This window comes from SAR202 cluster bacterium (assembly GCA_016872355.1).
Lineage (GTDB): Bacteria > Chloroflexota > Dehalococcoidia > Lucifugimonadales > VGZY01 > VGZY01.
The window spans coordinates 16,883-39,245 of sequence record VGZY01000023.1 but is presented as its reverse complement, the minus strand read 5'-3'; the positions used below and the strand labels follow the sequence as shown (position 1 = coordinate 39,245).

Genomic DNA, 22,363 nt, shown 5'->3' with positions numbered 1-22,363 from the left:
CGCCCCTCCAGAACAAGGTTCAGTATCTGTGCTCTCTTCGCTTCTCGCTCGGTCAAATGTAGTCCTCTCATGGACTGACATATTCACTGAGCAGTTACCTACTGACAATATCACTGAGCAAAGACATCGCCCGTTGTAGTTATTGACAGTGCCGTTCGTCAAAGCCTATACTCTGCCTGTGGGCAGCGGATTCCTTAATTTGGGGAAAACGCTCGTTTTCAGGCGGAGCCTGAAGAATGTCCCCGATGCCACGTGTATCCATCTCACTTGAAGTGCCTCATTGTGCCCGGGTCTCCGGTGGTCGGTCGGTCTCACTCCGCAGAAGTCTCTCAATACTCTATTACCCTAGAGTTGCGCGTCAATGACTAAGTACATCTTTGTTACCGGCGGTGTCGTAAGTTCTGTCGGCAAAGGGATAACCGTTGCCTCTATAGGCCGGATTCTCAAGAGCCGCGGCGTCACCGTATCCGTCTTGAAACTTGACCCTTACCTCAACGTGGACCCCGGCACCATGTCCCCCTACCAGCACGGGGAGGTCTTCGTCACCAAGGACGGGAGCGAGACGGACCTGGACCTGGGCCACTACGAGCGCTTCATAGACGTTGACCTCACCCGTTCATCCAACATTACCGCGGGCCAGATATACAGCGAGGTAATCGCCCGAGAGCGCAAGGGAGAATTTCTCGGCGGCACCATCCAGACGGTCCCCCACGTAACGGACGCCATCAAGAAGAAGATTACGACCCACGCGGCCGAAAGCAAGACGGACGTTATCGTAATCGAGGTCGGCGGCACTGTCGGCGACATCGAAGGCCTGCCTTTCCTCGAAGCGATCCGGCAGATGCGCAACGACGTGGGCAAGAACAAGGTTTTCTACATCCACGTAACGTATCTTCCTTATATATCCGCCACCGGCGAGCTCAAGACAAAGCCTACCCAGCACAGCGTTCGGGAGTTGCGCGGCATCGGAATCCAACCGGACTCGATTATCTGCCGTAGCGACTACCCGGTCACCGACGATATCAAGGCGAAGATCGCGGTCTACTGCGACGTGCCACGCCAGGGCGTCATCGGCCTGCCAACCGTGAGCTCCGTGTACCAGGTGCCCCTGATCCTGGAGGATGAGGGCCTGGGCGATCAGGTAGTGGACACGCTCTCCCTCTCTGCCTCAGGGCGCGATATGTCCGACTGGCGGAGTATGGTGGAGCTCATACGCGCGCCGAAGGACCCCGTGCAGATCGCGATCGTCGGCAAGTACGTGGACCTGCAGGACTCCTACATCTCCGTCAAGGAATCTCTGCTCCACGCGGCGATCGCCCACGGGCGTAATCTTGAGGTAAAGTGGATCAGGGCGGAGGACGTGGAAGAGAACGGCCCAGCGCAGTACCTGAGCGCGGTGAGCGGCATCGTTGTCCCGGGAGGCTTCGGGCCGCGCGGCATCGAAGGCATGGTGCAGACGGTGAAGTATGCCCGCACCCAGAAGGTGCCGTACCTCGGCCTGTGCCTGGGCATGCAGGTCATGGTCATCGAGGCCGGCAGGTCTCTTCTCGGGCTGGACCATGCGAACTCCACGGAATTCGATCCCAAGACTGCGGACCCGGTGATTGACCTGATGGCGGACCAGCGGACTGTAACGGCCATGGGCGGCACGATGCGCCTGGGCCTCTACCCCTGCAAGCTGGTCGGCGATTCCATCGCCCGGCGTGCGTACGACCAGGACCTGGTCTACGAGCGGCACCGCCACCGCTTCGAATTCAACAACGCGTACCGCGAGCGCATGGAAGACGCCGGCCTCTGGCCTACCGGGCTCTCGCCTGACGGCAAGCTGGTGGAGATAATGGAGCATGCCGGCCACCCGTTCATGCTGGGCGTGCAGTTCCACCCCGAATTCCTTTCGCGGCCGAACAGGACTCACCCGCTGTTCAGGGAGTTCATCGGTGTGGCCAAGAACACGCTGCGCGAGGGCGGCCAGCTCCCGCTCATCTCGGAGGCGGCCGAGCCGCAACCCGGCAAAGTGAAGGTATAGACGCACCGTAAAGCCTGTGCTAACATTAAATTACCTCACTGTATCAACCTCTCGAGCACGGTCGGCGCTTCGGCGGATGTTGGGCAACAGGAACGTTTTGCAACCCGTGTTCAAGAGATTTCTCATTTCGGACTGGCCTTTATGATTGCGGTCGCTGTTCGCGCCCGCTCGGCCCCCGAAAGCACTTCACCCGGTAGATCTGGCGGCCCATCGTAGAGCGACGTTCATACTACTTCGCCAACAATTGCTTCCAATAGACCTGCACCCAAACTACTCGCGCCCTCACCGGCATTACCACGCATTCTTCCTCGCAGAAGAGGAGCATCAGGCTGTCACTTACAGTCCCGGAGTCACAGATGAACATCACAGAGCTTCAGACAAAATCGGACGATGAGCTGCATGAAGTAGCCAGGAACATGGGCGTTCTCGATGAGGGAGCCCCTCCGCGCCGCCAGGACCTCATGCTCAAGGTCTTGCAGGCCCAGGCGGAGCAGAACGGCCACCTCCTCGTGACCGGCATCCTCGCCATGACGAACGAGGGGTACGGCTTCCTCAGGCCGGGCGGAAAGCACCAGGTCGCCGCCAGCCCAGGGGACGTCTACGTCTCCCAGTCTCAGATTCGCCGCTTCGGCCTGCGCACCGGCGACCAGGTGGCCGGGCAGGTGCGGGCGCCCAAAGACGGGGAGCGTTATTACGGCCTTGTGAGGGTGGAGGCGGTCAACGGCCTCCACCCCGATACCGCGAGGGACCGCCCCCACTTCGAGAACCTTACCCCGATCTCCCCCATAGAGCGGATACCGCTCGAGACAAAGCGCAGCATGCTCTCCACGCGCCTCATCGACCTGGTGGCCCCGGTCGGCCGCGGCCAGCGCGGCATGATCGTTTCCCCGCCCAAAGCGGGCAAGACGACCCTTCTCAAGCAGATCGCCAACGGCATTACCGCCAACGCCCCGGACATCCACCTCATGGTCGCCCTCATCGGCGAGCGCCCTGAAGAGGTGACCGACATGGTGCGGTCGGTCGACGGGGAGGTCTACAGCTCCACCTTCGACGAGCCTGTGGAAGACCATTGCCGCGTCGCCGAGCTGGTGCTCGAGCGCGCCAAGCGCCTTGTGGAGGCCGGCAAGGATGTTGTGATCTTGCTGGACAGCCTCACGCGCCTGACCCGCGCTTACAACCTGGCCGTGCCCACGAGCGGCAGGACGCTCTCCGGCGGTATCGACCCCGTGGCGCTGTACCCGCCCAAGAAGTTCTTCGGCGCGGCCCGCAAGGTGGAAGACGGCGTAAGCCTGACCATACTTGCGGCGTGCCTCGTGGATACCGGCTCCCGCATGGACGACGTTATCTACGAGGAGTTCAAGGGCACGGGCAACCTCGAAATCCACCTGGACCGGAAGCTTGCGGAGCGCCGCGTATTCCCGGCCATAGACATCCTCCGCAGCGGCACTCGCCGCGAGGAGCTGCTGCTGGACGAGCAGACCCTCAGCAAAGTGTGGCTGCTGCGCCGCATGGTCAACATGATCAATCAGGACGCAAAGTACTCCAGCGAGGCCATCGACCGCGTGATCGAGCGGTTGGCGAAGACCCGCGACAATCAGGAGTTCCTCGCCAACCTGGCGAACGAGATATATGACTGACCGCCGGTAGGAGAGGCGGGCGCCCGAGATGCGCCCGCCTCTTTTTGCGACAGTTGGGCTAGCTCGTTCAAGTAATACAGCGGTAATGCTTCATGGAGCAAAATTACTTCTGTATTGGGCTGAAGGCGCTAGCGGCGGTGTTATTGAAATGGCACGTTCCGCGGGCGCGCGGTGGGTTGACCGGCCCATACGGCGAACAGGCGGAATGTAAGCGCCTAATCTTATTGACACTGCATACTTGGTGCTATAACATTTCGCTTGCTTTGGGAGAGATCCCAAGGAGACTTGTGCGTCTCCAAAACACGTGGCGGCGTTTGGTCAGTCTGGGACTGCAGGCCTGGGTTGCGTGAATGCCTTAAACGTGTAGCGCTCGTAGCTTGACATAGCTTCGGGCGTGATGTACAACTCAAGGAGCTTGGTGCGGACGGCCCGGTACGCTGTCTGTGCTGACTATGGTCCTATTTTGGAAATCAAGCATACACCGAAAAGGGGGTAGCTAAGTGAGAAGAATGGCTAGGATTGTTCCTCTGTTAGTGGTCCTGTCCCTGTTGGTAGCTCTCTTTGCCTCTATGCCCGCATCCGCGGCAGTTGGCACCGTCACGGTAAGCAAGGCTTACGTGACCAATGTGACCACGGCTGCGGACGAGGTTGAGGTAACGGTTGAGGACTCCGACCTCAACACCGGCGTCCTCCAGAGCAATGAGACGACCGGCTTCAATTCCGCGCACATCACTCCTAACCTTGGCAATGGCGTTGTGGCCGCAAACCAGGAGTTCGTCGTCCGCGTAGCCAAGTTCCCGATCCTGGATAATACCGGCGACGGCATCGTCAACTTCCTTGATGTCACGGTCACGTCCACCGATTCGACATTCGCCCGTGTGACCCAATCGTCCACATCCGGCGTCGTCACCAAATACCACCCCTTTGGCGTCAACGCCGCCGACGGCCTGCTGACCTTCAAGAACACGGCCACCTCCAGCGTCAGCGCACTTGTCGCGTTTCAGGTCACCTATACTGCGCACGATGTGCAGACCGCCTCGGTCACCGTCCGCAGCACGCAGGATGCCACCGGCTTCAGCATGCTTGTCCTTGAGACCGGCGCTTCGACCGGCATTTTCAAGGGCAAGTTCGGCACGGCCGCGGCCACCGACCTGACCAACTCGACGACGACGGCTACTACGCCTCGCCCGAAGATTGCGGTCACCAGCGGCTCCGTGATCACCGTCGTTTATAACGACGGCGGCACCAACCGGACGGCTTCCGTTACCGTTGAGACCACCAAGCCTGTCGTCTCGGTCGTCACGCCCGAGCACCAGCTTTCCACCAAGACCCAGGCGGTCCGCATTATCGCCGACATCACCGATGCCGATTCAACGATCGCCCCTAACAGCATTACGTTCGAGATCGTGAGCACTGCCCCTGCAACCGTTCTGAGCCCCACGGCCCCTGTGGTCAACGCGATCACCGGCGGCTACAGGGCTGAGAGCACGGTCAACGTCCCTGCCGGTGAGACGACCGTTGTCTGGCGCGTAACCGCCAAGGACAAGGCCGGCAACATCGGCAATAGCGACCGCAACACGTCCAACCTGGTCGCCGACGACTACGATTTCCGCGTCGACACCGTGGCCCCGACGCTGGCCTCGGGCAACCCGGTAAGGACCGGCCAGCACTTCGCCTCCGGCGCCCCGAACGTGACCGCGTCCGAGGGCAAGAACACGTCCATCCGCGTCGTATTCAATGAGTTCCTCGACGGCACGACCATACAGGCTGCCGACTTCCGCGTGAACAACGCGGCCCCGACGGCTGCCGAGTGGTTCGCGGCGGATGCCTCCAGCGTATACCTGACGGTTGCGGCGATGGCGTCCGATGCCAAGCCATCCGTCTCGGTCATCGGCAGCTCGCTGTCCGACAAGGCCGGCAACCTTGTAGCCGTTGCGGGCCTTTCCGGCACCGCCACCGACAACATCTCTCCGACGATCGTAGTGTCGCTGTCCCAGACGCTATCCAAGGAGGTCGTCACGATAGATGTTTCGTCCGATGAGACGCTGCTTGCCGCGCCTCAGATCGTGGTCGCGGGCATGCAAAACACGCTCTCCGGCAGCGCGCTGATCAGCACCAACCTGTTCCGCGCTACGCTCACGGCCACCACCCGCCCGAGCGCCTTAAACGTTAAGGTGACGGCCACGGACACGTCCGGCAATGCCAAGACGGCCGGCACTGGGGCCATCACGGCCTCCGGCGCCATCAAGGTCGAGATCGATAACGGTATTCCTAACCCTGTAATCGGCGTTCTCGGTTCCGGCGACCCGAACACGTCCTTCTCTCCGAACCCGTTCCTTGAGATCGACTGGTCCGGCGAGGGCCGCGAGTACGGCCTGCTGGCCGGAAAAGACGGCACGGACAACGATGATTACACCAACACGGTCGCGGACATCGCGACGAACCTTGACACCAAGAGCAACGTCACCCTTAGCGCCGTTACGCTGACCAGGATTGTTCCTGGCGGCACGAACGTCGTCGAGGATGTCGCAGCCCGCATCAACAAGGAGTCCGCCGGCAAGTTCCTGCTGTCGAACCGCGATCTGCCGGTTGCGAACTACGAGCTGAAGCTGACGGGCACGGATGATGCCGGTAACGCCAAGACCATCACCAAGGCCTTCTCGGTCAAGGTGCGGCCTGACTTCTCCCTGACGATGAGGCCGGGCTGGAACCTGGTGTCGCTGCCTAACAACCCTGCGAACACCGACATCAACACGGTCATCAAGACCACGAACCCGATCAAGTACGTGCTGACCTACGATCCCACGGTCCCGGGCAGCTGGCTGACGGCTACCCGCGCTGAGGACGGCACGCTGGCCGGCACGCTGACCCATATCACGGCCAACAGGGCCTACTGGATGTACAGCACGTCGTTCCAGGCCCTTAACGTCACGATCCCTGTCGCGGGCGGCGGCGTCGCCACCACCCTCCCGACGGTGAACTTGGTCAAGGGCTGGAACCTCCTCCCTGTCCTGGATGTGACGGGCACCAAGACCGCCGGTCAGGCTCTGGAGGTGACCGCCGCGACCTACATGAGCGGCCTCTCGCCCACCAGGATCTATGACTACAACGAGCTTGCCGACACGTTCTCCAGCGTGGTGCCAGCCACCGCCTTCCTTGTGGTCGGTCAGGGCTATTGGGTATACCTGAACGCCGCCGGTACGCTTGTCCCGTAAGCGCCGAGTAGCGATTAGGCCCGAAAGTTAGTAAACAGGACCTCCCTCCGATATAATTGGAGGGAGGTCCTGTTTTACATAGCTTCTACCCCGTCAAAACGGGGCCGGGACGCAATTCACGGGAGGCATGATGGTGATTAGGACAACTCTTTTTGCAGTAGTATCCGCATTTCTATTCGCGACTATTTCAGCGGCAACCGCGGCCGGCTCGGCCAACGCCCAGTCGCCGCCTATATTTCCGCAAAGCTACACCGGCAACATCACGGCCGGCGGCCAGCCGGTTCCCGACGGCCACTACGTTGTTGCGCGCATAGACACTCGCTACCAGTCGGAGCCAATACAGGTGAAGAACGGCACCTATTCCAATTTGCTGGTATCTGTGCCCGACGACACTTTTAACAACGCGCTGATCACCTTCCACTTGGACGGCTCTCCAGACCGGGCCACCCAGACGGACAGGGTCGTGGTCAAATACGGCCCGTCGACCGAGGCTTTCAAAAGCGGGTTCAACCTGACCTTTGCAGGCATTCCGACTCCGACACCCACGCCAAGTGCGACTCCGACCATCACCCCTACGCCGACGCTCACGCCGGTGCCGACCAACACGCCGATATTCACGCCTACGCCGCAGGTTGCCAATCCTGCGGTGTTCTCCGGGCAGATCGCCGTTGTGGGAGGCAGGGTGCCTTCGGGCGCCGTTCTGATCGCGAGGATCGAGGACTACGAGTCTGCACCCGCCGTAGTCAATGGCGACCGGTACGTCAACCTGGTCCTCGCGCCGGGCAACCCGAAGTATATCGGCAAGCCCATCGAGTTTTTCTTGAACGGCATGAAGTCTAGTACGACCGCAAGGTTCGTTAGCGGCGCGTTTGAGAACAACTTTGGCGTCGTCTTCACCGGGCTTTCCACGCCTACGCCTGAGCCGCCGACCGCCACGCCGGTCCCGCCGACGGTTACGTCCACACCCGTGCCGCCGACGGCGACCGTCGAGCCTCCGACTCCCACCGCCACGGCTGTTCCGGCGACGCCCACGGCGACAGCGGCGCCGGCAACGGCAACGGCAACGGCCCCGGCGGCCACGCCCGATACTCAGGGCTCGCCCACGGTAATTGCGACGACGACCACAGCCCCGGCCGATAGCGGCAGTGATCTCCAGCCCAACAACGCTCGATATCTCGTCTGCCATGCCAGGGCGACGCCTCTGGCCGTCGGGCTCGCGAACATGCTCCTGCTGATAGCGCCAGTCGGGCTGGTCTTCGGCATCCGCAGGTTCCGCGGCCGGTTCTAGTCAATGCGCCTTTGAGCAGACCCTCCGGGTCTGTCGTGAGGGCGTCGCGCAGCATTTCACGCGCGGCGCCCTCACTCTTTGCGACGGATAGCACGCGCCTGCGCGAACGCCGGTTGCCTTGTTGGGCTATCGCCGCCTGAATATAATGGTCTTTAGATTTTCCTTATCAGAACAGGTATGACAACAAGCAAACGCGACTACTATGAAGTCCTTGGTGTCGCCCGTGAGGCTTCCGAGGAAGACATCCGGAAAGCTTTCCGAAAACTCGCGCTCGAGCACCACCCGGACCGCAACAAGAACGTCGACGCCGCGGAAAAGTTCAAAGAGATCAACGAGGCCTACCAGGTCCTGAGCGATGCCAAGAGGCGCTCGGACTACGATAGGTTCGGCCACGCAGCGGCCCAGAACGGCGGCGCGCGCGGCTTTGACGGCTTTGAGAACTTCGGCGGCTTCGGAGACATTTTCGATGCCTTCTTCGGGGGCGCAGGCGCCCGCTCGGCCCACGCAGCACGGCGCGGCGCCGACCTGCAGGCGGGCATCACCGTGCCGTTCGAGAAGGCGGTTTTCGGGACGGAAGAGGAGATCAACGTCCGCCGCACGGAAGTCTGTTCCGCCTGCAAAGGCGCCCGCAGCGAGCCCGGCGCAAAGGCGGCGACGTGCCCGGACTGCAATGGGCAGGGGCAGGTACGTAGAGCGCACCAGAGTATATTCGGGCAGTTTGTCCAGGTAGTACCGTGTGGAATGTGCAGGGGTGAGGGCAGCGTGATCAGCGATCCCTGCAAGGCATGCCGCGGCGCGGGCCGAGAGGTGAAGAACCGAAAGATGGTCGTCACCGTGCCCGCGGGTATCGAGTCCGGCACGCAGATCCGCCTCACGGGCGAGGGAGAGCCGGGATTTAATGGGGGGGCGGCGGGGGATCTCTACGTAGTCGTACGTGTGAAAAACCATCCGTTGTTCCGCAGGGAAGGCTACGAACTCGTACTCAATCAAAAGGTAAATATCGCCCAGGCCGCCCTTGGATCGTCGCTCAAAGTGCCGACGCTTGAGGGCGAGTCGCCGCTCGAGGTGCCTCCAGGCACGGAGACCGGGGATATCCTGCGGATCAAGGGAGCGGGCATTCCTCATTTGGGAAGCAAGAAGCAGCGCGGCGACATCATGGTGCTGATGATCGTGGAGACGCCAAGGACGCTGACGGAAGAGCAGAAGAACCTCATGCGGCAGCTCGCCAGGACCTTCGGCTCCCAGACGAATGAACGCGACAACAAGCACGACAAGCGGTGGTTCGACAAACTCAAGAAGAGCTTCGCGAGCGAGCCGGAGAAAGATTAGAAAGACGGTCTGTCTTAGAAGGGTCCCAATATCGGGACCCTTCGATCTGTGATTGGGGTGGTTGTGCCTCGAGGTGCGGCCGCGGATTGAACGTTCGCAACTAACGGGTAGGTATGCGAGAGGCGCCGATTTCGCAGGGGCGCACAGCAGTGCGCCCGGCCGTTGTAATAGCAATCGCAATCGTAGGCAGGCAGGGGCGCACTGCTGTGCGCCCCTACGAAGTCAACGCCACCAGATATGCAATAGGTCTGCCCCCGATACAATTATTGAAGAGGAAACCCAATTGAAGTGGATTGAGTTGAGCGTCGATTCTCCGCCGGAGTTCGTTGAGCCCCTTACGGAGATCTTTTACAAGTACGGCCATGGCGGTGTTGCCATCGAGGAGGGGGGCGGCTTCAACCCGGACGAGGGCGAGGCCCCTCCGAAGAGCGAATCGGTGAGGATAAAGACGTACCTGCCGATCGATTCCACGACGGACGACCGCCGTGCGCGCATCGACGTGGGCGTGCGGCTTGTCGCCTACCTGGCCCCTATCTCCGGGCTCCGCCAGGCGGAGGTAGACGAGAAGGACTGGCAGGAGGCGTGGAAGCAGCATTTTCATGTCCTCAAGATCGGGAGGCGCACGGTAATAGTGCCCACCTGGCGGCAGCACGAGGCGAAGCCTGGCGAAGTCGTGATCGAGCTCGACCGCGGCATGGCGTTCGGGACGGGCCACCACCCAACGACGCGGATGTGCCTGCAGATGCTGGAAGAGACTGTGCAGCCTGGTTGCGCCGTGCTCGACGTAGGCAGCGGCTCTGGCATCCTTTCCATCTCGGCCGCCAAGCTGGGCGCATCGAGCGTTGTTGGGCTGGAGATCGACGAGATGGCGGCCACCGTGGCCAATCGCAATGTCGCGCAGAACGGCGTATCCGCAACAACTCGGCAGTACAACGCCAGCCTGCCGGACCATCGGGCGCCCGCAAAGAGCTTCGACATCGTCGTCGCGAACATCTCTGCGAAAGTAGTGAAGGAGCTTTCGGACCATATGACTGAGGCCGCGAAGCCGGGAGGGCGGCTCATCGTATCCGGTGTGCTGGCAGAGCACGCGGACGGGGTGGCGAAGCGGCTCGAAGAGGCTGGGGCGAACGTGGAGCGCACTGAGGTGGACGGCGATTGGGTGTGCATGCTGGCGACGGTGTCTTGACATGCACCGCTTCTTCGTGGGCCACACCGCGATTTCCGGCTCGCGGGCGATGCTCGAAGGGGATGTCGCCCACCAGATAGCCCGCGTCCTCCGCCTGCGAGCAGGGGAGAAAGTTGTATTGCTGGACGGCGCAGGGCTGGAGTACGAGCTTTCTCTGACCGACGTACACCAGGGGCGTGTGGAGGGCGTGGTCACCGCGAAGAGGGCCGCGCAAGGAGACGCCGCGGTCCCCGTAACGCTCTTCGCCGCCTTGCTGAAGGGCGACAAGCTGGACACGGTACTGCAGAAGTGCACGGAGTTGGGCGTGTCGGCCTTCGTGCCGTTCTTCTCAGAAAGGATGCTGCCGCAGGATGGTGGTCCGGCATGGGCCGGAAAGCGGCGGGAGCGTTGGAGCAGGATCGTTAAGGAAGCCTCGGAGGTTTCCCGCCGGGGACGGCTGCCGGAGGTCCACGGCCCGGTGACCTTCGCGGAAGCGTGCGAAATGGCGGGCGCGTCGGCCATTATTCCGTGGGAGGAAGAGGCGGCGCGCGGCCTCCGGACGGAGCTGGCCGGCAATCGCGAACGCTACGCCCGGGGCGTGGGCATCCTGATCGGCCCTGAGGGCGGGTTCACCGCGGCGGAGGTTGAGACGGCGAAGGGGAGGGGAGCAACCCCTGTTACTCTGGGGCGGCGCATCATGCGGGCGGACACCGCCTCGATAGCGGCTGTATCCGCCGTAATGTATGAGCTGGGCGAGCTGGGGTCCTAGCGGCCTTCGGCTTCGATGCCCGACCACTCCGGGCTCGGAGGGCGGCCCATTAGCTCCGCAATCGCTTGCCCAATGGGCAGGTCTTCGAAGAGCACCCTGTAGGTGACGCGCGCAATCGGCAAGTCTACTCTGAGCCGGGCCGCCATTTCCACCGCGGCCGCCGTTGTGTCCACCCCTTCGGCGATGTTCTTCATGGAGTTGCGTATCTCTTTGAGCGTCCGCCCCTTCGCGAGCTCCACGCCCACATAGTGGTTGCGACTCAGCGGGCTCGAGCACGTGGCTATAAGGTCGCCCATACCGGCCAGCCCGGCCATGGTGATAGCCTCAGCCCCCGCGGCGACGCCGAGCCGGGCGATCTCCGCAAGCCCCCGCGTCATGAAAGCGGCCTTGGCGTTGTCGCCAACATCCAGCCCGTCACATATTCCCGCGCCAAGTGCGATGATGTTTTTCAGCGCCCCGCCAAGCTCAACGCCCACGATATCGGTATTCGTGTACACCCTGAAACGGTTCGAGGTGAGGGCGGCCTGTGCTGCTCTTGCAGCTTCAAGGTTTTTTGAAGCGACGACCGTAGACGACGGCTTGCCCTGAATGATCTCGCCCGCGAGATTGGGGCCGGACAGGGCGCAAATACGGCCGTGGAGCGATTTGGGGAGCTCTTCTGCCAGCACCTGGCTCATACGCTTGCCGGAGCTGATTTCGAGGCCCTTTGAGGCGCTCAGCAGGACGGCATTTTCTTCCAGGCATTCGCGGATTGCGCGTACGTTGTCGCGCATCGTCCTTGAAGGCACGGCAATTATGACGACATCAGCGCCGGCGAGAGCCTCGGAAGGGGACGATTCGACCCGCATGGAGTCTGGGAACATAGCCCCCGGCAAGAACCGCGGGTTCTCCCGCGAGGCTTGCAGGCCGTCGGCCTCGTCTTTCGACCTGGCGAGCAGGCGTACTTCCGAGCCGTTGCGCGCGGCCACAATACCCAGCGTGGTGCCCCAGCTCGTTGCGCCGACTATACCGATCCGGGCCATCGCACTCCTCGCGACCGGGGCTCTGCCTGAACAGCGGCGCCGGGGGTCTTCTGTCCCAGCTTGCGCTCTTCGCCTTTCATCAATCGGCGGATATTGTCCTTGTGGCGGAAGACGATAATCGGCGCGCCCACGATGCCGAACCAGGCATACGGGCCAGGCGCGTTACCCGTGACGCAGAGGCCAACGAGGACCGCGGAGCCCACCGTGGCTGCAACGATGGACCCCAGTGATACCCAGCGAGTGCCGGCGACGACGGCAACCCCGAGCGCCGTGGCGACGAGCCCGGAGATGGGAGATAGGACCAGCAGACCGCCCCAGCCGGTTGCGGTGCCTTTGCCGCCCTTGAATTTCAGGTAGACAGACCAGGTGTGGCCCACCATGGCGGAGATGGTGGCGGCGGCGTCCGCCGCGGGGGAGTCCGTCAGTGCGCGGGCGATAAGCACCGCGGCCACGCACTTGCCCATATCCAGGACCAGCACCAGCACCGCCGCCTTCACGCCTACCGTTCTCATGACGTTCGTCATGCCGGTATTGCCGCTGCCGTGCTGCCGGACGTCGGTGCGGCCGAACAGGTACCCGGCGATCAGTCCGAACGGCACTGCGCCGAGCAGGTAACCGACGGCCGCAAGCAGCGCGATTTGCATTATTGCTCCCCTCGGCCCTTGAACCGGATTCTCAGCGGGCTGCCCTCGAAACCGTACTCCTCCCTGATAGCCTTCTCAAGATACCTTTCGTATGAAAAGTGCACAAGGTCTGACTTGTTCACATAGAAAGTGAAGCTCGGCGGGCCCGTCCGGTCCTGGGTGATGCCGTAGACCTTGAGCTGCTGCCGCCCGTGGAGCTGAGGGGGGTGCTTTGCGACAGCCATCAGGACCGTCCGGCGAAGCCCGTATCTCGGCACGCCCTTGTTCCACTCGATAGAGACCCTCACCGCGGTATACAGCAGATCCTTGATGCCCTCCCGCCTTTCAGCGGAGACGAAGACGATCGGCGCGTACGCAAGGAACTTGAACCGCTCGCGCACCTTCGCCGTGGCGTCCTCCTTCGTCAGCTCCAGATCCTTCGCCAGGTCCCATTTGTTGATGGCGAGAACGATGGCTTTGTGCGAGTCCAGGACATACCCAGCGACGTGGGTGTCCTGCGCAGTCGCCAGCTCGGAGGCGTCCATTACCAGCACGGCCACCTCGGCGCGGTCGATAGCCCTGACTGTTCGGAGGGCGCTGTACTGCTCGATGCCCTGCTCTATGCTGCCCCGCTTGCGCAGCCCCGCCGTGTCGATCAGCAGCACACGCCTATCGTCGTGCATTATGAGAGTGTCCAGGGCGTCCCGCGTTGTCCCCGCAACGGAGCTCACAACAGAGCGCTCCTGGCCGGAGATTGCATTCGAAAGGGCGGACTTGCCGACGTTCGTCCGGCCAACAATTGCGACCCTGACGTCCGCCGGGACCTCCAGTATGGCGGGGGTCTCCGGGAACAGGGCCACAACGCGCTCCATCAGATCGTCCATGCCGTAGTTGTGGTAGGCGCTGATGGCAACGGGGTCGCCGAGGCCAAGCTCATAGAACTCAACCGACTGGGCGGCGCGCTTGTCGTTGTCGGACTTGTTGGCGGCCAGCACGATGGGCTTGCCGGTGCGGCGCAGGACGTCCGCTATATCGCGGTCCGCCGCGGTGGCGCCGGCCTCCGCGTCGGCAAGCATCACGATCACGTCCGCCTGGTCGATCGCAAGATCGATCTGGCCCTTGATCTTGCTCCACATCTCCGTCTGTGGGAAATCGTCCAGTCCGCCCGTGTCGACTACAATAAAAGGGTGGTCCGCCCAGACGGTCTCAGCCGTTACGCGGTCGCGCGTAGTGCCGGCAACGTCTGAAACGATAGACAGGTTCATGCCGATGAGCCGGTTGAAGAGCGTGGACTTGCCAACGTTCGGACGGCCCACTATGGCGACTAGTGGCTTGGATGGAGGGAAGGTCATTGGTAGGCCAGGATCCTAAGGTATGAATGCGGCTCAACACTATTATCGCACCATGCGCGGCCCGGCCTAAGCGGAGAAAAGGTCCACCAGAACGGCTTTCTGCCCGTGCAGCCGGTTCTCAGCCTGGTCGAAGACGACGGAAGTCTTGTGGTCCAGCATGCCCTCTGAGACCTCCAGTCCGTGGTGCGCCGGAAGATCGTGCATGAAGATAGCTGTGGGCTTGGCGAGCGCCATGAGCTCCGGGTTGACCTGGTAGCCCGCGAACGCCTTCAGGCGCGCTTCGTTTTCGCGCTCCTGTCCCATGCTCACCCACACGTCGGTGTAGACGACGTCCGCGCCGGCGGCCGCGTCCTGGGGCTTCCGGACGACTTCCAGCCTGCTGCCGCTCTCCTGGGTCCTGCGCAGGGCAAGCGCCCAGATGGCCTCAGGTATCTGGTATTTGGGGGCAGGCGGCACGGCGATAACGAAGTGCGCGCCCACGGAGGCGCAAGCGAGCGCGAGGCTCGCCGCCACGTTGTTGCCGTCGCCGATATAGGCCACGCGCTGGCCTGCCAGCTTTCCGCGGTGCTCCAGAATGGTGAGAAGGTCGCCCATCGCCTGGCATGGGTGCTCCAGCTCCGAGAGAGCGTTCACAACGGGGATGCGCGTGTACTGCGCCAGGAGCTCCAGGCTTCTGTGGGCGAAAACCCTGGCGACGATGCCGTCCACCCAGCGGTCCAGCACGCGCGCCACGTCCGCGACCGGCTCGCGGCCCCCCAGGCCAACATCGTCCTTCGACAGGTAGATGCACTCTCCGCCGAGCTGCCTTATTCCCACTTCGAAGCTCACGCGGGTGCGCAGGGAGGGCTTTTCGAACAGCAGGGCAATTATCTTCCCCTCGAGCGGCCGCGGCGAAATCTCCCTGTCCTTCAGGCGCTTTGCGAATCGGACTGTGGCTAGGACATCTTCAGGGGATAGGTCCGCGATAGAAAGGAAGCTTCTGCTTTTTGAAGTGGTGTTCATCGTCCGCGCCGGGCAGGGTAGTGTGAATAGACGTGGCTATTATAGCAAGTGACGGGCGGTGACGGTGGGACCTGCGGAAACCGGGCCGTCTAGAGCCCTTCCATGCGCGAAATCTTGCTGACGTTGATGCGCCGGATGCTGCGGTCCAGGAGGAATAGCGCCGCTCCGAAGATGGCGAGAATGGCGAGGTACGCCGGCGCCATCAGGAGCCAGTCCGTTGTGGAGATGTACGGCGGCACAATCGGATCTCCGGTGTCTGTCACGACTACGGAGGATACCATCATCCGGCTCATCTGGAACCCGGCCCACGTGCCCAGGACGAGCCCCACGATGGCTATTGCGATGTGCTCGCAAGCCAGCAGCGATAGCATCTGCCGGCGGGACAGGCCGAGGGACTTCAGGAAGCCCATCTCGTTCCGGCTGCGGCCCGAGAAGGTGAGCAGGTACGTTGCGTATCCGATTCCCGCTGCTACCACAGCCACCCCGAGAGATACCACTACAAGGGAGCTCCACCCTGCGTTTGTGAGCGGGTCTTGCCGCACGGCCTCCAGCCTGGAATTGCGGTCCATTACGATGCCGGTGCGGAACGAGAGCGCTTCAATTGACCGGCGCACCTCTGTGCGGGCCGCTGGGGCGGCGGAGATAAACATCTCATTGGGCCATATACTCGTCTGGGGGCTGATGATGTTGATGTGGCTGAGGAGGCCGTGAATGTCTGCCAGCAGGAATCCGCCGGGGCGCGAGCCCATTGTGGGGAAATACTCCACCGTATCCCTGATAACGCCCGGCACACGCCGGCTGCCGACCTGCACGACCACCGTGTCGCCGAGCTGCGCGCCGGTCCTCTGCATATAGGTGCTGCTCGCCACCACGGGGACCGGTCCTGCGGTGGGGCTCTGGTAGATGCCGCGTACGCCCCCCTCATTCGCCTGGCCGAACTGGAAGAGGCCGGACCGCGTGCCGGAATGGGCGTCGTCGCCGTAGGAGAAGAGGCGGTCGGACGCCAGCGAAGATGTGATGATCGGCTCCCAGGTGAAGAAGCCTTCGAACGATTCGACTATGCTCTCGGTATCTCCATCCCTGGCCACCGTGTGGATGTCGTCGAGGAGGACTGTGCCCGTCGATGGCGCGGGGCCAAGGCCCGGCTCGTAAATCTGAACGGAAACCAGATAAGCCGGCCGGTCGAACGAAGCCGGTATCTGTCCCCGTAGCAGCTTCCAATCCGTGCTGTCCACGCGACCCAGGGTTACGACCGTTGTGTCGCCTAGGTCGTTGCTCAGCACCGCTCTCAAAGGGAACTGGTTTGCAGCGTCGTCAGTCTTTGCCCAGAGGCCGAATTGCGCCGCGTCGTCCGGCACGCCGATCCTCGGTGCCTGCGAATAAGAGCGCAATGCCTGCATTACGGCATTCAATGGGCTGCGGGAAAAGTCATCCCTGTACCACCCGATGAACTGGAACTCCCGTGGCTCTATTGCCAGAAGCTCAACGCCGTCCACATCCGAGAATCGCCCCTCGCGGTATGCCACCGACACACCGGTCACGCCCGGCAGGGTGCGGTACTTGCTGCGCAGCGTCTCCGCGCGGGGGTCCCCGGCCATCTGCCTGTCAATCTGCGACACCCGCACGTCCGCTCCCACGTCGTAGTGCACACGGTCAGTCTGCCCCTGCTCCAGCGTGCCTCCAACCGTCGTCGCCAGTATCCCCATGCCCGTCACCAGGACCAGCAGCAGAACGACCCACGTGTACTGCAGTGGGTTCCGCGCCATGTGCCAGAGGCTCAGTGACACCCAAACGGGCGCAGAACGGAATGCGAGGCGCGAGGCGTCGAACACCGCCTGCATGACCACGGAAGCAATGAGCGCCAGGCTTGGGATGTAATAGACCAGGTCGTCCCTGTCGATGGGCCGCGTCCACAGGAAGAGCGTGGCGATTCCTGCCTGAGCCACAATGCCTGCCACCCTGTAGAAGGCCATCGAGGCGCGAGCAGTGCCAATGTATGCACCCGAGAACAAGAGGAGCAGAAGGAGCGGGGTGAAGGGCTCAAAGTAACCGCCGTCCAGCACCGGAGGTATGGTGTAGGTAACTGCGAGCGAGACGACGGCGGCGCCTGCGACCAGGTGCACAAGCTGCTGTGACTCGCCGGCAACGTACTTCACGACAAGGGGGAAGAGGCGCATGAACAGCAGGGCAACGGCAATCAGGAACAGGACCGGGGCCATCACGAGAGGCTCATTGACGTTTGCGTCTCCGAAGAGCCCGCCCGAGACAAGCTCGCCGCGGGTGTACAGCTCCCAGAAGATCACTCCTCCGAGGGCCAGGAGGCCCAGGTCAATGTAGTACCGCTGGACGAAAGGCATTGCCGGCGGGCGCGATGCGCCGAGTTTCTGAACGAGTAGCCCACCACGCGCGCCCCAGGTGCCGGGCACGACAAAGACCGCCAGGCACAGCAGGCCGGTGAGGCCCGCCGCGATGAAAGGCGCGGGGTCCAGCACGATGGGAAGCAGGCCGCCGCCGGTCATCTCGGAGAAGTATGGGAGAATGCCGGCCAGCGCCACAGCACCCATTGCGAGAAACGGCGCCAGCGCGGCGGCCACAACCGTCAGGAACACCCCTTCAATCGTGTAAAGCCTTATGAGCTGCGCCAGGCCAATGCCGCGGGTCCTCATCAGGGAGGCATCCCCCTGCCGGCTCTGGACCAGGTATGCGACCATCATCACCAGAAAAAAGAGAGTAGTGAGCGCCATGATCGTCTGGAGGAGCAGCAGGGGCACTCGGGAGAAGAACGTCCTCCGCTCAAAGACCTGCAGAAGTTCCTCTATCCCTGTGCTGGTCTCCGTCATCCCGGGCATCACGTCCGCAAGCTCGTTCTCGAATGCGACCAGCCTGCCCTGGGTCTCAGCCCTGTCCCACCGCTTGAGCACCTGCGGGTCCGTGAGCATTATCCATATCGAGTCTGTAGGTGTCCCCGGGTAGGCAGAAGACACGGCCGACGCCAGGGCGGCCTGGGTTGTGAAGATCGGTATCTCCGGTTCAATAATTGTCACTTCGCCGGTCGCGCTTATCTCTTCCCTCTCCGGCGCTGGGTCGATGTACACAGAGGCGTGAGGCGCCCAGAAGTCCTCTACCGGATCGTTCGCCTCCATTATGCCTACCACGCGACCACTGATCCGCGTGGGGTCGGTGGTCTCTGTAGTCAGCGCCACGACATCGTTCAGGTCAAGCTCGAAGTACCTGGCGGTCGCCGAGCTGATCACCACCTCAAGGACCGGCCCCCGCGGGCCGTCCGCGATGCCTTCCTCCGCCATTCGCCCTTCCACGAAATGCACGTGACGGTCCAGGTCAGACATGGACCTCAGGTAACCGTTCCACGGCGCGCGGACCTGCTGCTGGCCGGGCGCAGCTATGGGGCGCGCCGGCGTGGACGCCATGTAGCTGCTGACGATCAGGTAGCGGAGCCGGCTCTCCTGGAGCGGGCCCAGGTGCTCTTCGGCGATGGCGTTGAACTCGCTCTCCGTTTCGGTGAGAGCCTCATGCGTGATGGGGACGTTGAAGGCGAACGCGACAACGTTGGATGTAGGGCGGCCGAGGCGGTCGATCTCAAGGTTGAGGGCCAGGCGCTCAAGGGAGCGGAGGTAGACGGGCGCGGCGGCAACGAGCGTGGCGGCAAAGGTGATACCGGCGAAGATGCTCAACAGAAGCATCCAGTTGTCCGCCAGCCGCCTGAGCACGAGTTTAGGCATTGAGAGAGATGTCATAAGTGAGCTTCAGCCCATGGCGCCCTGTTCTTGTTGAGGCTCCGCCTGCCCTGAGGTCACAGTCTCATAGTATACGATTCGTATTCAGGACACCATTCGCCATAGATGTAACGCTCAGGACGCCTCCGGGGACAGCACCAGCGTAGATTTCGCCGCCCTGTCGATATTTTCCGGCGACCACGCTATGGGAACGCCCTCCCCTTTTTTCCAGAATTCGAGCAGGTCCGAGTAGTGCGGGGAGAGGGGATTCCCGGACTGGCCGCCCGGCATGGAGAAGCGGCAACTCTCCCAGTTGCCCACCTCCACGGCCATTCTTAGCGATGGGACAACGATCGGGTTGGCGGCAGGGTCTATAGGGTCGACGGCCGCCTGGGCGACCGTGTTGGTGTCACCGGGTATAGGGAACGGCCCCAGGTTGAAGACGCGCCCCAGGCCAGCCCGTTCGCCCACCGGGTGCCGCAGCGTCAGGCGGCGAACGCGGCCCCACGCCCAGCCGGAGGGGTCCGGCCCATGCGTCGCCTCCAGACGGACGGTCACTGCCTCGAGCGCCTCGGCGACCTCCTGGGGCCACGTGCGGTCGAACCAGCCGGTCGGCTGCGTTTTCAGGAGCTTCGCAAGGTGGCCGACGCGCCGCGCGGAGAAGATCGACCATGGGACAACGGCGGAATCGCCCTTTCCCAGCGCGCGCTTCCATGTCCGGGGCGCCTTTGCCGTCGCCGTCCGGGCCGTCATCTCCGCCAGGAACAATTCGAATACTGCCGCACCCGGGGAGTCTGCAGAGACCACGCCGTCCCATGTTCGCAGGACAGATACCGCCCTCCTGGCACGCGGGGTGGATACCGGCGCGGCGAGAACGTGCTCCTTGATTTCGCCCCATGGTAACGAAACGCGGTCCATCTGCGCCTGCATGGCCGCACTTACATCCCACCCTGTGCGCGACTCCAGTATTTGCCGGATGCGGGCGATCCGGTATCCCTCAATCCAGTCGATGCCGAGAAAGGGCTCAGCGGCCGAGGGCTGCGGCTGGTTGTTTGCAGTGGCTACAAAGCCCTCCGGCGGGTCCAGGAGGTACGGCATGCGGTCGAAGTCCACCGGGTCGCTTTCCCACCCCGCGCCCGCGTCCCACCCCGCCTGGGGCATTGTGCCGTGCCCCTTGCGGCGCGCCGGAACAGCCCCCGCGAGCTGCCAACCGATTGCGCCCTTGTCATCGGCGAACACGACGTTTAACGAGAGGTGCGGCCAGTCCCGGAATAGCTCCCTGAACTCGCGCGCTGTCCGGGCCTGGTGAGCGCCGAGAAAGCCGTTGACCGGGGCGGCCTGGAGCCACAACGCCTTCAGGGACAGCGCGCCGGCATCCGGCATAATCGCCGGTCCCACCACGGGGCCGCGAGGGGTGATCAGCACCTCTTCAAGCACCTCGGCCTGGCCCTTCACCATGATGGTCTCCCGCGCGACCCGGCACGGTGCGAAGCGGTCGCCTTCGCGGACGCTTGCGCCGTCCGGCCCCACCTCCTCAATGAACAGGTCCGTGTTGTCCGCCAGCCCCAGCGTCACGCCCCAGGCCACGTGTCCGTTGTGGCCGATGGCGAAGACTGGGAGGCCCGTGAGGAGCGCGCCGCACATGGCCCACCTGGGAGTTCGGACGTGCGCCAGGTACCAGTGCGGGGGTAGCACCGGCAGCAGGTGGGGATCGTTGGCCAGCACGGCCTCGCCGGAGGACGTGCGAGCAGGGGAGATAGCCCAGTTGTTGGACGCGCCGCCCGTGCCGACGAGCTCGGCGTATGCTTTGAGATCGGCCTCAAGTCTGCCTATCGTCTCGCCGGCGACCGCGCCGGGGGGCGATGTTACCGGGTGGTCGGCGGGGTAGGCCGGGTCCAGCGCAAGGAGCGCTTCCGGGCCGTCCTCCTTGAGTATGCGAAGGCGCGCGAGCTCCAGGTCCCAGTTTGCCGCGAGGGCGAAGCACTGGAGAAGATAGATGGCGACGATATCCTCCGCCGCGAACGGAGAGGGTAGGGAGCGGACCAGCGCGAACTCGTGCGCCGGCCTCTTTGCCCCCAGGCGCGCGCCGTCGGTGACGCCGCGGGCGAATGCGGCGACCTTCGAGCGCACCTCCGGCGAGAAGGCGGCGAGCTGGGCGGCCGCGCTGCGGCGGAAGCCGATGCGGCGGGAGAGGCGGTCTACGGGCAGCCCCTGCGGGCCCACCATATCCGAGAGTGTGCCGTTGGCGACGCGCAGCAGCCCCTCCAGCTTGAACGCCCGGTCTTGCCCCTGGCAGAAGCCGACGCCGTACCAGGCGTCGTCATCGGTCTCTGCCTCAATGTAGGGAATGCCGTAGCTGTCGCGGCGCACGCGGACCTCGCCGCTCAGGCCGGATACGGAGATTGCGCCGGACGTCACCGGCAGGCGTGTGCCCAGCGCCGCCCGGAATAGCAGGCGGGCCACGTTCATCCCGCGGCGTCCAGGGCGGCGCTGCGCGGCTCTATAGCGTCGAGCGTGGTGAACTCGATGTCGTAGCCGGCGACCTCGCCGAATCGGCGGCAGAAGGAGGAAATAACCGCGTCCATCGTGCCGAATCGCGGCTTGAGGGAGGCAATGGAGGTCACGGGGGCGTCCGGCATGCCGCAGGGGACGATGTGGCTGAAGTAGGAGAGGACCGTGGTTACGTTGAGGGCGAAGCCGTGCGTGGAGACGCCGCGCCCGACCTTTACGCCGATGGCGGCGATCTTGGCCTCGCCCACCCACACGCCCGTGGGGCCGCCCGCGCTCTCCGCGGCGATGCCGAAGTCTGCCAGCGTGGCGATTATCGCCTGCTCCAGCGAGCGGACGTACGTGAGCGGGCCGCCGGCCTTGCGGACGTCGATGATTGGGTAGCCGACGAGCTGGCCGGGGCCGTGGTAGGTGACCTCGCCGCCGCGGTCGATCTCGTGCACCTCCACGCCGAGCTCTCGGAGCTGCGCCTCGTTTGCAAGGACGTGGAACGGCTTACCCCTGCGGCCGATGGTGAAGACGTGCGGGTGCTGGAGCAGCAGCATTGCGCCCGGCAGCGTTCCCTCGACGACGCGGGCGTGCAGCCGCCTCTGGAGGTCCCATGCCTCGGCGTAGGGGGTGACGCCCATCGGGATGGCGGGGAGGGTCTGCATCTCAGTCGCTCCGAATACTCAAAAGGGGACGTGGAATTCA

At 63.3% G+C, this 22,363-nt stretch carries 14 protein-coding genes; 7 read left to right on the top strand and 7 right to left on the bottom strand.

Annotation, left to right across the window (positions count from 1 at the left end):
• Window positions 1-361: 361 nt before the first annotated feature.
• The 7 genes from FJ319_06995 (at window position 362) to FJ319_06965 (ending at window position 11,429) form a co-directional block, all read left to right on the top strand.
• A complete protein-coding gene (locus FJ319_06995; GenBank protein ID MBM3934033.1) occupies window positions 362-2,026 on the top strand; it encodes a CTP synthase in 1,665 nt (554 codons plus the stop codon).
• 356 nt (window positions 2,027-2,382) lie between these two features.
• Window positions 2,383-3,663 carry a transcription termination factor Rho gene (locus FJ319_06990; protein MBM3934032.1) on the top strand — a complete coding sequence of 427 codons (1,281 nt, stop codon included), beginning with the start codon at window positions 2,383-2,385 and terminating at the stop codon, window positions 3,661-3,663.
• 569 nt (window positions 3,664-4,232) lie between these two features.
• Window positions 4,233-6,878, top strand: a complete 2,646-nt coding sequence (locus FJ319_06985; protein MBM3934031.1) for a hypothetical protein — start codon at window positions 4,233-4,235, stop codon at window positions 6,876-6,878.
• A gap of 130 nt (window positions 6,879-7,008) precedes the next feature.
• Window positions 7,009-8,166 carry a hypothetical protein gene (locus FJ319_06980; GenBank protein ID MBM3934030.1) on the top strand — a complete coding sequence of 386 codons (1,158 nt, stop codon included), beginning with the start codon at window positions 7,009-7,011 and terminating at the stop codon, window positions 8,164-8,166.
• Window positions 8,167-8,343: 177 nt separating this feature from the next.
• Window positions 8,344-9,495, top strand: coding sequence for a molecular chaperone DnaJ (gene dnaJ, locus FJ319_06975; protein ID MBM3934029.1), 1,152 nt, complete (start codon window positions 8,344-8,346; stop codon window positions 9,493-9,495).
• A gap of 52 nt (window positions 9,496-9,547) precedes the next feature.
• Window positions 9,548-10,681, top strand: a complete 1,134-nt coding sequence (locus FJ319_06970; protein ID MBM3934028.1) for a 50S ribosomal protein L11 methyltransferase — start codon at window positions 9,548-9,550, stop codon at window positions 10,679-10,681.
• A gap of 1 nt (window position 10,682) precedes the next feature.
• Entirely contained in the window at window positions 10,683-11,429 is a 747-nt protein-coding gene (locus FJ319_06965) for a 16S rRNA (uracil(1498)-N(3))-methyltransferase (GenBank protein ID MBM3934027.1), read from the top strand.
• Here FJ319_06965 and FJ319_06960 read toward each other — a convergent pair.
• The 7 genes from FJ319_06960 to lipB all read right to left on the bottom strand — a co-directional run bounded on the left by FJ319_06960 (window position 11,426) and on the right by lipB (window position 22,323).
• The gene (locus FJ319_06960; protein ID MBM3934026.1) at window positions 11,426-12,451 is read right to left on the bottom strand and encodes an NAD(P)-dependent glycerol-3-phosphate dehydrogenase; all 1,026 of its coding nucleotides are present in this window, start codon (window positions 12,449-12,451) and stop codon (window positions 11,426-11,428) included. The genes FJ319_06965 and FJ319_06960 overlap by 4 nt on opposite strands.
• Entirely contained in the window at window positions 12,433-13,095 is a 663-nt protein-coding gene (gene plsY / locus FJ319_06955; protein ID MBM3934025.1) for a glycerol-3-phosphate 1-O-acyltransferase PlsY, read from the bottom strand. The genes FJ319_06960 and plsY overlap by 19 nt, the downstream gene beginning before the upstream one ends.
• Window positions 13,095-14,426 (bottom strand): ribosome biogenesis GTPase Der, encoded by a 1,332-nt coding sequence (locus FJ319_06950; protein MBM3934024.1) that lies wholly within the window; start codon window positions 14,424-14,426, stop codon window positions 13,095-13,097. Before FJ319_06950 ends, plsY begins: the two co-directional genes overlap by 1 nt.
• A 66-nt stretch (window positions 14,427-14,492) precedes the next feature.
• Window positions 14,493-15,428 (bottom strand): ornithine carbamoyltransferase, encoded by a 936-nt coding sequence (argF, locus tag FJ319_06945; protein MBM3934023.1) that lies wholly within the window; start codon window positions 15,426-15,428, stop codon window positions 14,493-14,495.
• Window positions 15,429-15,517: 89 nt separating this feature from the next.
• Window positions 15,518-19,183, bottom strand: a complete 3,666-nt coding sequence (locus tag FJ319_06940; GenBank protein MBM3934022.1) for an FtsX-like permease family protein — start codon at window positions 19,181-19,183, stop codon at window positions 15,518-15,520.
• A gap of 114 nt (window positions 19,184-19,297) precedes the next feature.
• Entirely contained in the window at window positions 19,298-21,631 is a 2,334-nt protein-coding gene (locus FJ319_06935; protein ID MBM3934021.1) for a penicillin acylase family protein, read from the bottom strand.
• Window positions 21,628-22,323, bottom strand: a complete 696-nt coding sequence (gene lipB / locus FJ319_06930) for a lipoyl(octanoyl) transferase LipB (GenBank protein MBM3934020.1) — start codon at window positions 22,321-22,323, stop codon at window positions 21,628-21,630. The genes FJ319_06935 and lipB overlap by 4 nt, the downstream gene beginning before the upstream one ends.
• Between the last annotated feature and the right edge of the window lie 40 nt (window positions 22,324-22,363).